Below are 12117 nucleotides of genomic sequence, written 5' to 3'. Positions count from 1 at the left end.
GGACCGGGGGCACTCAGGGTGTGGTGGGTGTCAGTCGCTGTCGGTTTCCTCGTGGGTGATCGAGCCGTTGGACGCGTCGATGTCGAACGTCGTCTTCTTCCAGTCCTTGGTGACGACGTCGGTCTTCCAGACGAGGACGTTCTTGTCGTTCTCGTCGAGGTCGAGGGACGTCACCGTGCCCTTCTTCTTGGCCAGGGCGGCCTTCGCCGCCTGCTGGGGCGTCTGCTTGGCCTCGGCCACCCACTTGACCGTCTTGGCCTTGTCCGAGGTGTCCTGGTCGGAGTCCTCGTCCGAGCTGACGACCTTGCCGGAGACGGCGTCGATGCGGACCTCGTGCTTGGCCCCGGACTTGGTGGCGACGGTCGCGACCCACTGCGGTCCGGCGCCGGGCGTGGCGCTGCCGCTCGGCGACGGGCTGCCGGTCGGCGAGGAGCTGGGGCTCGCGCTCTCGTCGTCGTCCGTGTCGCCCGGGCCCTTGAGCTCGAGCTCGATGAGCTTGCTGTCCTTGACCGCGCCCTCGGCCGTCGTGATGGCCTTGTCGTAGGTGATCTTGGTGGCGGAGATCAGCTCCTTGCGTTCCTGCTGGTCCTCGGTCATCTGACCGGGCGAGGCGCTCCCGCTGGGGGACGGGCTCTTCGTCGCCTCGGGCACGGCGCGGGCCGCCTCCGAGGTCTTCGTCGTCGCCGAGGTGCTGCCACTGTCCTGGCCGCAGCCGGTCAGCAGGGCCGCGCCGAGCACGACGCAGGCGACGCCCGCGGAGCGCAGGCGGTGGGCACGGAGGAATCCGGTGTTCTTGGCGTGGGAGTCACGTGTCATGCCCGCATGCTTAACCGCCGTACGGCTCCGGCATGTGGAATGACCGGGCAGTGTCACCCGATCGACCGCCTTCCCGTCCCGACCTGCGTCTCCCCGGCGTACCGGGGGGATTCTGTGCACGGTGGGCGAAGATGCGACGACAGTCCGAATTCCCTGTTCACGCGGCTCGCGATCCGGCCGCTTTGGTGCGAGCCTGAATGCATGACCTGGGCGTCCTGGACAACCCGCGGAGTGTATTCGGGGCACGGCGGCGTGCTCACCGAGGAGGTCGGGCCGCTGTCCGGTGACCTGACCATCCACACCACTTGGGCAGAGGGCACGGCACAGATCACCGTGCAGTACACCGACGCGGCCGACTGGTTCACCATGGCGGGCAGTCCCGTGCCCTGTCCGTCGGAGGAAGCGAGCCGTGCGCTGCACGCGGCCGCCGTCGAGGCGGTACGGCAGGGCTCGGCGGCCACGGTTCCCCCGGTGCACTCCGGCTCCGAACGCGCGGCGGGCGAAGCCACCGCGGAGTGACACGGGCTCGTTCCCGTACGGGCCCCGTCACCGCTCAGCCCTGCAGGCGGCAATCAGGGCCTGATGCTGCTCACCACGTCGGCGGTGGCCATGATGCCGTCCTGGATGGTGGGGGCCATACTCGTGCCCGCCAGGAAGAACCCGAGCAGCCCGCACACGAGCGCGTGGGAGATCTTGAGTCCGCCGCTGCGGAGGAAGATCACCGCGAAAATCAGCAGAAGCAGCACCACTGAGATCGAAATAGCCATGGCCAACCTCCTCCGCCGCGCCTGATTTGCGGCATTCGGCGTCAGTGTGGCGTAGCCCGGGGACCGCCCGGCGCACTGGCGTGTCCGCCAAACGGGTAGGCCTTGGGTCAGGCCCCGAGAAGCGGGGAAGTGGTGCGGCGCTCGCGTGGCAGGGGGCGGGGCACGGCTCTCCGTCCCCGCACCCCCTGCGACGAAACCTCAGGGGGCCGGCAGTTCCATCAGCGCGGCAACCGTTTCGCGGTGGCGTCCCGCCGTGCCGTACGCGGTGGCGTCGGCCTTGGCCCGCTTCAGGTAGAGGTGCGCGGGGTGCTCCCACGTCATCCCGATCCCGCCGTGCAACTGCACGCACTCCTCGGCCGCGTGGACCGCGACCTTCGAGCAGTACGCCTGAGCCACAGCCACCGCCAACGGCGTGTCGGGGCTGCCGGTGGCCAGGGCGTCGGCGGCGTTCCGCGCGGCGGCCCGGGCCGAGACGACCTCCAGCCAGAGCTGCGCCATGCGGTGTTTGAGCGCCTGGAAGGAGCCGACCGGCCGGTTGAACTGGTGGCGTTCCCGCGTGTGTCGCACCGTCTCGGTGAGACACCACTCGGCGAGTCCCAACTGCTCCGAAGCGAGCAGCCCGGCCCCGGCCAGCAGCCCGCGGTCCACCGCGCGCCGCGCCGCGTCGGCATCCGCGAGGCGGGTTCCTGACGCTCCGTCGAGCGTGACGGTGGCGAGCGGACGGGTGAGGTCGAGCGCGACGAGCGGCTCGACGCGGACCCCGGGCGCGTCGGTGGCGACGGCGTACAGGCCGTCGGCCGTGGGCACCAGGAGCACGTCGGCGGCGGCCGCGTCGGCGACCGGGCCCAGCACCCCGTCGAGGGAACCGATCGCCACGGTGGCTGCCGCGAACGGAACGGCGAGCACCGCGACCTTGCGCCCCTCGGCGAGTTCGGCGAGAAGGGCGGCAACCGGCCCGTCCGGCGTGCCGAGCGCCAGCAGCGTCTCGGTCGCGACGACGGAACTGGTCAGATACGGCGCGGGCGCGACGCTGCGGCCCAGCTCCTCCAGGACCACGGCGGCCTCGCGGTGGGTGGCGCCCTGGCCGCCCAGCTCCTCGGGCACGAGGAGCCCGGCGGCCCCGATGCCGGTGGCGAGCGCCTTCCACAACTCCGGGTCGTACGGCGTGTCGGACTCGGTGCGGGCGATCACCGTCGGCGCGTCGGCCCGGTCCGCCAGCAGGGAGCGGACGGCGGCGCGCAGGTCCTCCTCGGCCTCGGAGTAGAGGAGGTCGGGCGCCTGGCCTGCTTCGGTCTGTGCGGTCATCGGGAGAGGTCCTTCCAGGCGACGTCCTTGTCGTTACGCGGCTCGGAGGGCAGCCCGAGGACGCGTTCGGCGACGATGTTGAGCAGTACCTCGCTGGTGCCGCCCTCGATGGAGTTGCCCTTGGAGCGGAGGTAGCGGTAGCCGGCGTCGCGGCCGGTGAAGTCGACGAGTTCGGGCCGCCGCATCGTCCATTCGCTGTACAGCAGGCCCTGGTCGCCGAGCAGTTCCACTTCGAGGCCGCTGATCTCCTGGTTGAGCCGGGCGAAGGCGAGCTTCATCCCGGAGCCCTCGGGTCCTGGCTGACCGGCGACGAGCTGCTGGCGCAACCGCTCCCCGGTGAGCCGGGCGACCTCCGCCTCGACCCACAGGGTCAGCAGGCGCTGGTGCAGGTCGTGGGTGCGCAGCTCGGGGCGTTCGCGCCAGGTACGGGCGACGGGGCCGATCATGCCGCCCTCGCGGGGGATGCGGGAGCCGCCGATGGAGACGCGCTCGTTCATGAGGGTGGTCTGCGCGACCTTCCAGCCCTCGCCGACGGCCCCGAGCCTACGGCTGTCCGGGATGCGCACTCCGGTGAGGAAGACCTCGTTGAACTCGGCCTCGCCGGTGATCTGGCGCAGTGGCCGGACCTCGACGCCGGGGTCGGTCATGTCGCAGATGAAGTAGCTGATGCCGCGATGCTTGGGCACGTCGGGGTCGGTGCGGGCGATGAGGATCGCCCAGCGCGCGAGGTGGGCGCTGGAGGTCCATACCTTCTGCCCGTCCACCACCCAGTCCTCGCCGTCGCGCACGGCGCGCGTGCCGAGGGCGGCGAGGTCGGAGCCGGCCCCGGGTTCGCTGAAGAGCTGGCACCACACCTCCTCCCCCACCCACAGGGGCCGCAGGAACCGCTCCTTCTGCTCGTCGGTGCCGAAGCCGAGGATGGTCGGGGCGGCCATGCCGAGGCCGATGCCGATGCGGCGGGGGTCGTTGTCCGGGGCATCGGCGGCGGCGAGTCCGGCGTCGACGACGGGCTGGAGGGAGCGCGGGGCGTCGAGGCCGCCGAGGCCCACCGGGTAGTGCACCCAGGCGAGTCCGGCGTCGAAGCGTGCCTTGAGGAAGTCGGTGCGGTCGGTGGTCGCCGGGGGGTGCGCGGCGAGCAGTTCGCGGGTGCGGCGGCGCAGTTCGGCCGCGTCGGGGGCGGTCATCGGGCGGCTCCCGACGGGAGGACGACGATGCGGCCGGTGCTGGTGCCGTCGGCGACGCGCTGGACGGCGGCCGCCGCCTCGCTCATCGCGACCCGCTCGCTGACCAGTGGCCTGACGACGCCTTCGGCGGCGAGCCGGGTCAGCTCCCGGTGGCAGTCGCGTACCGCCTGCGGGTCCTTGGTGTTGTAGAGGCCCCAGTGGAGTCCGAGTACGGAGTAGTTCTTCACCAGGGCGTGGTTGAGTGCCGGGGTGGGAATGGTGCCGGAGGCGAAGCCGACGACGACGATCCTCCCCTCGAAGGCGATGCACTTGACGGACTTGGCGTACGCGTCGCCGCCGACCGGGTCGTAGACGACGTCGGCGCCCCGGCCGCCGGTGAACTCCTTGACGGCCGCCACGATGTCCTCGCTACGCCGGTCGATGACCAGGTCGCAGCCGAGCGCGGCGGCGGTCTTCGCCTTCTCCGGTCCGCCGACGACGCCGATGACGGTGGCGCCGGCGGCCTTGCCGAGCTGGACGGCGGCGCTGCCGACCCCGCCGGCGGCGGCGTGCACGAGCAGGGTCTCCCCCGCCTCCAGGTGCGCGCGGCGGTGGAGCCCGAACCAGCCGGTCTGGTAGCCGATGTGCAGGGCGGCGGCCTCCGCGTCGTCGAGCGCTTCCGGGGCCGGCAACAGGGCCGCCTCGTCGGCGACGACGTACTGGGCGAAGCCGCCGTGCGGCAGGGCGGGGGTCGCGAGGACCCGGCGTCCGTCCTCGGCACGCCCGCAGATCTCGACGCCGGGGGTGAATGGCAGCGGGGGCCGCACCTGGTACTGGCCGCGGCAGAGCAGCGCGTCGGGGAAGTTGATGTTCGCCGCGAGCACCTCGACGATCACCTGCCCGTCGCCGGGCACCGGCCGGTCCGTCTCCTCCAGCCGCATCACCTCGCTCGGCTCGCCGTTCCGGTGCACTCGCCATGCCTGCATGAGGGGCCTCCACAACACTGTCGGCATTACCACTGCTCCGGCGCATACTAAGCGGTCGCTTGCCTCTCTGGGAACAACCCCAGGCCGACGGATTCGCCCGGGCCGGAACACGGCCGTGCGCCCGGCCCCGCCCGCGAGGACCGCGGGGGCGCCGGGCGCACGGATCTGCGGCAGGGCTACTTGCCCACCACCACCTCGGCGACCTGCGGTGCGGCCGCACCGGCCCGCCAGGCCAGCCGCACCGCGTCGGCGGTTCGCCCGGCGGTGTCAATGGCGGTGTACGCACCGCGCAGGGCGCCGACGGTGTGCCAGCTGCCGTCCGCCGTGCGCAGCTGGACGTCCGCGGTGCCCGCGGAACCGGACGGCCGCAGCACCGTCACCGAACCGACCGCCCGCGCGGCGACGAGGTCCACCTCCAGGGATTCGCCCGCCGCCGCCGCACGCGCGCCCCGGTAGACGGTCTCCGGGTCGCCGTCGGCGGCGGCGCGCAGCGAGGAGCCGGTCGCGGCGGGCGGGTTGCCGGTGACCGCGCCGTCCGTGGTCGTGACCTGGAACTCGCGGACGACGACCCAGCTGTTCTGCCCCGCGGTCGCCCGGGCCCGCACATAGCGCGCCTTCGTACCGGCGGGCGGGTCCGCCGTGACGTCGGGCTTTCCGGAGAAGTCCGCGAGCTTCTGCCAGCTCTTGCCGTCGGCCGAGTACTCCAGGACTCCCTCGTGGATGTAGTCGTCGGTGCTGCCGGACTTGGCCATGGCGAGCGTGACGGAGCCGATGGACCGGGACTCGCCGAGGTCGACGGTCAGCTGGTCGCCGGCGGCGGGCGCCCCGTCGCTCCAGAAGTACGTCGAGTCGTCGCCGTCGAGCATCCGCGCGACGGTATTGCTCTGGTACGTGCTCAGGTTCGTCGTGGCCGTGGGCCTGCCGCTCACGCCGAGCAGCCGGTCGTACTCGGCGGTGGCCGCGTCGACGAACCCGTTCAGCTGCCCGTCCCCGACCAGGACCGGCACCTCGCGGCCGTCGAGCCCGGTGTACGTGAACGAGGCGGCGCGCTCGACCTGTGCGGGCAGCTGCAGGCGCAGGTCCCACGCCTGGGCGCCCTTCCCGGCGCGGGCGGCCTCGACCATGCGCAGGGCGGTGCGGGTGGCGGTGGCCCAGGACTCGGTGGCGTCCAGCCAGGGGCCGGAGTCCTCGATGAAGCCCCGGTCGGGGAGTGCCGCGCGCAGCCGGGCGGGGGCCGCGCCCAGCGAGGCCAGGACGGATTCGAGCCGCCTCGCGTCCCCGGACTCCCAGTACCGAGCAAAGGCTGCGGACAGCTCGGGCGCCTTGTCGGTGTTGAGTGCGGAGCTGTGGTTGACGTCGGCGAAGGCCCGCAGCGCCTTCGCGGTCCGGGCGTCGCCGCCCGCGTACTCCTCGATGCCCTTGCCCCAGGATTCGCGCGGGTCGTAGGCGGCGTCGTTCCAGGAGTAGTCGGCGACGGTGTACAGCGACAGCTTGGAGGCGTACGGCTGGATCATCGGGTTGGCGGTGATCCCGGCCAGGCGTCCCGGGAGGCCCTTCTCGCGGCCGTTGAACGGGCCGAGCAGGAGACGGTTGGTGGCGTAGTCGTTGACCGGGTAGTTGTCCCAGGTCAGGATCGGGTGGCCGAACACCTTCCGGGCGGCGTCCGCCTGAGCCACGGTCATGGTGGGGGCGACGACGCCGACGCCGGTCCACTCGACGAGCACATTGGGGTCGAGTTGTTCGGACAGGGCCGTCTTGTACGCGGACGAGCTGACGTTGTAGTACTCGGTGGGGACCATCTGGAGCGGCTGGGCGCCGGGGTGGGTGGCGATGAACTCCTGGTTGACCCGGTTGAGGAGATGGGCCTGGGCTGCACCGGCCGCGCCGCCGCCGGTCCCCCACTTCTCTTCGTCGGCGTCGCAGTTCCAGTTGGTGTAGCTGATGTCGTCGAGCGGGACCGCGAAGGTGCGGACGCCGATGTCCCACATCGTCTGGAACTTGCCGATGAGTGCCTGCACGTCCGCGTCGGAGCTGTAGCACACGGAGAGGCCGGGCGAGAGCGCGTACGTGAACTCGACGTGCCGCAGGGCCGCGCGGTCGGTGAGGTCCTTGATCTGCGCGAGCCGGTCGGCGGGGTAGGGGTCGCGCCACTTGGCCCGGAGGTAGTCGTCGTCCTTGGGCGAGTACACGTAGATGTTCATCTTGTGCTCGCCGTAGTAGTCCAGCTGGTCCAGGCGGGCCTCGTGCGACCACGGCGTGCCGTAGAACCCCTCGATGACCCCGCGCAGCGCGGTGCCGGGCCAGTCGCGTACGGCGAGGCCGGCGACCTTGCCACCCGGATGCCCGCGGTGGGGCAGGACCTGGCGCAGGGTCTGGGCCGCGTAGTAGGTGCCGGTGGTGTCCTTGCCGGCGAGGACGATACGGCCGGCGCCGATCCCGAGGACGTAGCCCTCGGCAGGCAGGGCGGCGGGCCCTTCGAGCTTCTGCGCGGCCAGGGCGGCGGTGTCACCGGCGTACACGGTGAGTCTGCCGGGGGCGGGCCGGTCCGCGTGGACGACGTGGCGGGCGCCGGCTCGGCGCAGGGCCGTCTCCACCACGTCGAGCGTGGGCCCGTCGGCCGTCCCGGCGATGAGGGTGACGGTGGGGGTGATGGTCACCCGGTCCCGGCGGTTCTCGACGGACTGCGGGGTCGGGGTGATGGCCGGTGTGTCCTGGGCCTTAGCCGATGCGGGCGGGGAGCCGGCCGCCTGGGCGGACGGTCCGGCGGCCAGCATGCCGCCTGCGAGCAGGGTCGCCGCGGCGGTGAGTGCGGTGATGCGGGGCGGGCGAGGCGTCACAGATCCTCCATTGGTCACTCAAGTCACCAGAGTCGCGCAACACAACGAGACTGAATTCAACATCCTGGCGCTTGCATGTCAATGGTCTGGACAACATCAATGCGCGGACCTGCGGTTTTGTCTTCAAAAACCGCTCTTCTGCATCGAAGTGCGGGGCCGCCGGGCCCTCGCGCGGCTACCGGGCGAAGAGTTCGAACGGGACGGCCGGGCGCCCGCCGAAGCGGTCCGCGGCCGCCTCGGCGTTGCCGGTGAGGAAGGTCCGGCAGTACGTCTCGGGGTCCTCGTCCGTAAGGACTTCGATGTAGGTGCGGTGGGCCAGCAGGGACTGCACGGACCGCTCCAGACCGGCGGTCGCGTCCACCGCGTGCGTGGGCGTGGACGATCCCGCCACGGCCACCCAGCGCACACCGTCCCACGGCTGGAGGCCCCGCTCCTTCAGCTCCGGGAAGATCCAGCGGTTGCCCGCGTCGGCCGCCGCGTCGAGGGTGGCGCGGCCGACGGCGCGGTGGTCGGGCGTGTTCCAGGCGACACCGCCCCAGGTGTCCCGGTGATTCAGCGTGATGACCAGCTCGGGGCGGTGACGGCGGATGGCCGCGGCGATGTCGCGGCGCAGCGGGATGCCGTACTCGATCACCCCGTCACGGTGATCCAGGAACTCGACGCGGGAGACGCCGACAGCCGCCGCGCTCGCCCGCTGCTCCCGCTCGCGCAACGGCCCGCACGTCTCCGGGTCCAGCGTGTCGATGCCCGCCTCGCCCCTGGTGGCGAGCAGATAGGTGACCTCCCGTCCGGCGTCGGTCCAGCCGGCCACCGCTGCCGCGCAGCCGTACTCCAGGTCGTCGGGGTGGGCGACCACGGCGAGCGCGCGCCGCCAGTCCTCGGGCATGGGCTTCAGCTGCTCGGTCATATCCGCAGGCTAACGGGCAAGGCGACGGGGAGGCCGCGACACGACGGCTCCGATACCCAGGGGGGTATCCTGGATCGTCCGGGGCAGGAGAGAGCGAGACCTGCCCCGAACCGGTGACCGAAAGGACCACAGCTCGTGACCAGCCCCGTAACCCTCTCCCCCACCCAGGCCGCCGCCCGGCTCGCGGAGTTCACCGTGATCGACGTGCGGGGACCCGGCGAGTACGCCGCAGGCCATGTGCCGGGGGCGCTGAACATACCGCTCGACCGCCTCGACGAGGCACTGCCCGCGCTGAAGTCCGCGTCCGCGCGCGGCTCGCTGCTCGTGGTCTGCGCCTCGGGCGTCCGCTCGACGCGCGCCTGCGACATCCTCTCGGCGGCCGACATCGACGCGGCGACGCTGGTCGGGGGCACCTCGGCGTGGGAGAACGAGGGCCACGGCCTGGAGCGCCCGGAGGGTGCGCGGGCCGTCTGGCCCATGGAGCGCCAGGTCCGGCTGGCCGCAGGGTCGCTCGTGGCGGCAGGGGTACTCGCGGGCGTCAAGTTCCCCGCCGCGCGCTGGCTGTCGGCCGGTGTGGGCGCCGGTCTCGTCTTCTCCGCCGTCACCAACACCTGCGGCATGGCGGCGGCGCTGTCGAAGCTTCCGCACAACCGCGCGCCGCACTCGGCGGCGGACCTGGACGCGACGCTGGAAACGCTCCAGGCCTGAGACGGCACGACGCCAGGGGCCGGCCGCGGATCCGCGGCCGGCCCCTAGCCCTAGCGCTGTGTCACACCTCGTCGCGGACCACCGCGAGCAGCCGGTCGAGGACGCGAGGGCCGCCCGCGCGCAGTCCGTCGTGCTCGAACTCGTCGGTCACCCAGGTGCGCAGTCCGCGGATCGCGGAAGCGGTGCGCAGCGCGTGGGCGGTGTCCACGTACATGTCGTCGTGGTAGACGGCGGCGGCCACCGGCACCTCGTTGGCGGCCAGGCGCTCGGGGTCGTACAGCGGCTCCCAGTCGGTGCGGTCCGCGAGGAGCGCGGCCGTCTCGCGCAGCGGGCGCAGGGCCGGATCGACCTCGAAGTGCCAGGGGTGGATCGTCTCGCCCGTGAACAGGACCGGGCCGTCGCCCGCGAGCGCCGTCGCCGCGTCGAACTGCGGGAACTCGGCGCGGACCCGTTCGGCCGCCCAGGCGGTGGGGCGCCCGCCCTGGCCGTAGATGGCCTCGTGCAGGAGGGCGTACAGGGGGTGGCCGGCGAAGGAGGTCGCTGTGCGCACGGCCTCCTGGAAGGTGTCGGAGAGCTCGGTGCCGTGCGGGGTGCGCACGAAGGCGTTCTCCAGGAGGTAGTGCAGCTGGTGGCTGCCGTTGCCGCCGCCGAGCAGGATGCCGAGGGACTGGAAGCCCTCGGGCGTCAGCCGGTACCCGGCGCTCTCGGGCCGGTGCCCCACGAGGTGAGCGGTGATCTCGCGGACGCGCTCGATGTCCTGCGGGTAGCGGGCGTAGTGCGCGGCGACCTTGCGCTCGATCCTGGGGTACGCGGCCCGGTAGACGTCGTCCGCGTGCGCGTCCAGAGAGGGCAGGCCGCCGGTGATCAGGACGGTGCTCAGCCCCTCGGGCGCGGCCGAGAGGTAGCGGACGGCGCAGAAGCCGCCGAAGGACTGGCCGAGAACCGTCCAGGGGGCTCCGCCGGTCAGCCGCGGGCGGATGAGCTCGCAGTCGCGCACGATGCTGTCCGCGCGGAAGTGCGCGAGGTAGTCGGCCTGCTCGCGCGGCCCGCCGCGCAGGGGCAGGGTCTGCCGGTTGGCCGGGGTGGACAGGCCGGTACCGCGCTGGTCGAGCAGGAGCACCCGGAACTCGCGCACCGCCCGTCCGAGCCACGCCTCCGCGCCGGTGAAGCGCCGGGCGCCGAAGCCGGGGCCGCCCTCCAGGTAGAGCAGCCAGGGCAGCTCCTGGCCTGCCTTGGACGCCGGCACGATCTCCCGGCCGAAGATCTCGATCTGCTCACCGCCGGGGTCGGCGTGGTCGAGCGGGACGGTGAAGCGGTGGTCGGTGAGGACGAGGCCGGGCTGCCGGTAGCTGTTCAAGGGTGCTCCTGGATCGGACGGTTCCCGGACAGTTCAGCACATCGTTGTGCCCCGGACGGTCGCGGCCCGTGTGCGTTCGGGGCGGCCGGCTCCTACCGTGCACTTCATGATCCGGTTCGAGCAGGTCGGCAAGGTCTATCCGGACGGCACGACCGCGGTCGACGGGCTGTCCTTCGAGGTCGACGAGGGGGAACTGGTCACCCTGGTGGGCCCTTCGGGCTGTGGCAAGACCACCACGATGATGATGGTGAACCGCCTGATCGAGCCGACCTCGGGCCGCATCCTCGTAGACGGCCAGGACATCATGAAGACCGACCCGGTGAAGCTGCGGCGGGGCATCGGCTACGTCATCCAGCAGGTGGGCCTCTTCCCGCACCGGACGGTCCTCGACAACACGGCGACCGTGCCGGCCCTGGTGGGCTGGAAGCGGTCCAGGGCCCGGGAGCGTGCGGCCGAGCTGCTCGACCTGGTGGGCCTGGACCCGTCGGTGTACGGCTCCCGCTACCCCGCGCAGCTCTCCGGCGGCCAGCGCCAGCGGGTCGGTGTGGCGCGGGCGCTGGCCGCCGATCCGCCGGTGCTCCTGATGGACGAGCCGTTCGGCGCGGTGGACCCGGTGGTGCGCGAGCGGCTGCAGAACGAGTTCCTGAAGCTCCAGTCGAGGGTGAGGAAGACGGTTCTGATGGTCACCCATGACATCGAGGAGGCCGTGCGGATGGGTGACCGGATCGCGGTGTACGGCCAGGGGTGCATCGAACAGTTCGACACGCCGGGCACGGTGCTCGGCTCGCCCGCCACGCCCTACGTGGCGGAGTTCGTCGGCGCCGACCGGGGGCTGAAGCGCCTGTCGGTCACCGCGATCGAGCCGGACGACCTGGAGCAGCCGCCGCAGGCCCGGCTGGACGAGCCGACCGGGGTGGCCGCGGCGCGCCTGGGTGCGGCCGGTGCGCGGTGGGCGGTCGTGCTGAACGAGGAGGGCGAGCTGCACGGCTGGGTGTCGGCGGACGCGCTGCGGATCGCCGGGGACCGGGGCACGGTGGGCGAGCTGGCCCGCCGGATGGACGCGTGGGTGCCGGTCGGCGCGCCGCTGAAGCGGGCGTTCAGCGAGATGCTCCAGCACGACGCGGGGTGGATCGCGGTGCTGGACGGGGCGCGCTTCCTCGGGGTGCTGACGCCGGCGAAGCTCCATGAGGCGCTGCGGCGTTCGGTGGACGCGGACGCGCAGGGTGTGGGGCGCGACGAGGTGCCGTTCGACTCGGTGGCGGACGCCTGAC

At 72.5% G+C, this 12117-nt stretch carries 11 protein-coding genes; 3 read left to right on the top strand and 8 right to left on the bottom strand.

Annotated features, from left to right (window positions below; all coding sequences use genetic code 11):
* Nucleotides 1-30: 30 nt before the first annotated feature.
* The gene (locus OG242_RS30970) at nt 31-816 is read right to left on the bottom strand and encodes a PepSY domain-containing protein (protein WP_405901310.1); all 786 of its coding nucleotides are present in this window, start codon (nt 814-816) and stop codon (nt 31-33) included.
* A gap of 201 nt (nt 817-1017) precedes the next feature.
* On the opposite strand from OG242_RS30970, the gene OG242_RS30965 reads away from it, so the two are divergent.
* Entirely contained in the window at nt 1018-1335 is a 318-nt protein-coding gene (locus OG242_RS30965) for a hypothetical protein (protein ID WP_405901309.1), read from the top strand.
* A gap of 53 nt (nt 1336-1388) precedes the next feature.
* Here the strand turns inward: OG242_RS30965 and OG242_RS30960 are convergent, their stop codons facing one another.
* The 6 genes from OG242_RS30960 to OG242_RS30935 all read right to left on the bottom strand — a co-directional run bounded on the left by OG242_RS30960 (nt 1389) and on the right by OG242_RS30935 (nt 8781).
* On the bottom strand, nt 1389-1583 hold the full coding sequence (locus tag OG242_RS30960; RefSeq protein WP_405901308.1) for a hypothetical protein: 195 nt from the start codon (nt 1581-1583) through the stop codon (nt 1389-1391).
* A 198-nt stretch (nt 1584-1781) separates the two neighbouring features.
* Nucleotides 1782-2888, bottom strand: coding sequence for an acyl-CoA dehydrogenase family protein (locus OG242_RS30955; RefSeq protein ID WP_405901307.1), 1107 nt, complete (start codon nt 2886-2888; stop codon nt 1782-1784).
* Nucleotides 2885-4072 (bottom strand): acyl-CoA dehydrogenase family protein, encoded by a 1188-nt coding sequence (locus OG242_RS30950; RefSeq protein WP_405901306.1) that lies wholly within the window; start codon nt 4070-4072, stop codon nt 2885-2887. The genes OG242_RS30955 and OG242_RS30950 overlap by 4 nt, the downstream gene beginning before the upstream one ends.
* Entirely contained in the window at nt 4069-5037 is a 969-nt protein-coding gene (locus tag OG242_RS30945; RefSeq protein WP_405901305.1) for an NADPH:quinone oxidoreductase family protein, read from the bottom strand. Before OG242_RS30945 ends, OG242_RS30950 begins: the two co-directional genes overlap by 4 nt.
* Nucleotides 5038-5213: 176 nt before the next feature.
* Nucleotides 5214-7874 carry a beta-N-acetylglucosaminidase domain-containing protein gene (locus OG242_RS30940; protein WP_405901304.1) on the bottom strand — a complete coding sequence of 887 codons (2661 nt, stop codon included), beginning with the start codon at nt 7872-7874 and terminating at the stop codon, nt 5214-5216.
* A gap of 175 nt (nt 7875-8049) precedes the next feature.
* Complete coding sequence (locus tag OG242_RS30935) at nt 8050-8781, bottom strand: PIG-L deacetylase family protein (RefSeq protein WP_405901303.1); 732 nt, start codon at nt 8779-8781, stop codon at nt 8050-8052.
* A gap of 135 nt (nt 8782-8916) precedes the next feature.
* Here OG242_RS30935 and OG242_RS30930 point away from each other — a divergent pair, with 135 nt between their 5' ends.
* Complete coding sequence (locus OG242_RS30930) at nt 8917-9489, top strand: rhodanese-like domain-containing protein (RefSeq protein WP_405901302.1); 573 nt, start codon at nt 8917-8919, stop codon at nt 9487-9489.
* Nucleotides 9490-9550: 61 nt separating this feature from the next.
* Here OG242_RS30930 and OG242_RS30925 read toward each other — a convergent pair whose 3' ends face one another.
* Nucleotides 9551-10846 carry an alpha/beta fold hydrolase gene (locus tag OG242_RS30925; protein ID WP_405901301.1) on the bottom strand — a complete coding sequence of 432 codons (1296 nt, stop codon included), beginning with the start codon at nt 10844-10846 and terminating at the stop codon, nt 9551-9553.
* 106 nt (nt 10847-10952) lie between these two features.
* Between OG242_RS30925 and OG242_RS30920 the strand changes: the two genes are divergently transcribed.
* On the top strand, nt 10953-12116 hold the full coding sequence (locus OG242_RS30920; RefSeq protein WP_405901300.1) for an ABC transporter ATP-binding protein: 1164 nt from the start codon (nt 10953-10955) through the stop codon (nt 12114-12116).
* The last annotated feature ends 1 nt before the right edge of the window (nt 12117 follow it).

This window comes from Streptomyces sp. NBC_00727 (genome assembly GCF_045161745.1).
Lineage (GTDB): Bacteria > Actinomycetota > Actinomycetes > Streptomycetales > Streptomycetaceae > Streptomyces.
Note: the sequence above shows the minus strand (reverse complement) of the source record. Positions and strands in the feature narration are given on the sequence as shown.

Coding starts and splice junctions, on each gene's coding strand:
- OG242_RS30970 (WP_405901310.1), bottom strand. CDS start 816: ATGACACGTGACTCCCACGCCAAGAACACCGGATTCCTCCGTGCCCAC.
- OG242_RS30965 (WP_405901309.1), top strand. CDS start 1,018: ATGACCTGGGCGTCCTGGACAACCCGCGGAGTGTATTCGGGGCACGGC.
- OG242_RS30960 (WP_405901308.1), bottom strand. CDS start 1,583: ATGGCTATTTCGATCTCAGTGGTGCTGCTTCTGCTGATTTTCGCGGTG.
- OG242_RS30955 (WP_405901307.1), bottom strand. CDS start 2,888: ATGACCGCACAGACCGAAGCAGGCCAGGCGCCCGACCTCCTCTACTCC.
- OG242_RS30950 (WP_405901306.1), bottom strand. CDS start 4,072: ATGACCGCCCCCGACGCGGCCGAACTGCGCCGCCGCACCCGCGAACTG.
- OG242_RS30945 (WP_405901305.1), bottom strand. CDS start 5,037: ATGCAGGCATGGCGAGTGCACCGGAACGGCGAGCCGAGCGAGGTGATG.
- OG242_RS30935 (WP_405901303.1), bottom strand. CDS start 8,781: ATGACCGAGCAGCTGAAGCCCATGCCCGAGGACTGGCGGCGCGCGCTC.
- OG242_RS30920 (WP_405901300.1), top strand. CDS start 10,953: ATGATCCGGTTCGAGCAGGTCGGCAAGGTCTATCCGGACGGCACGACC.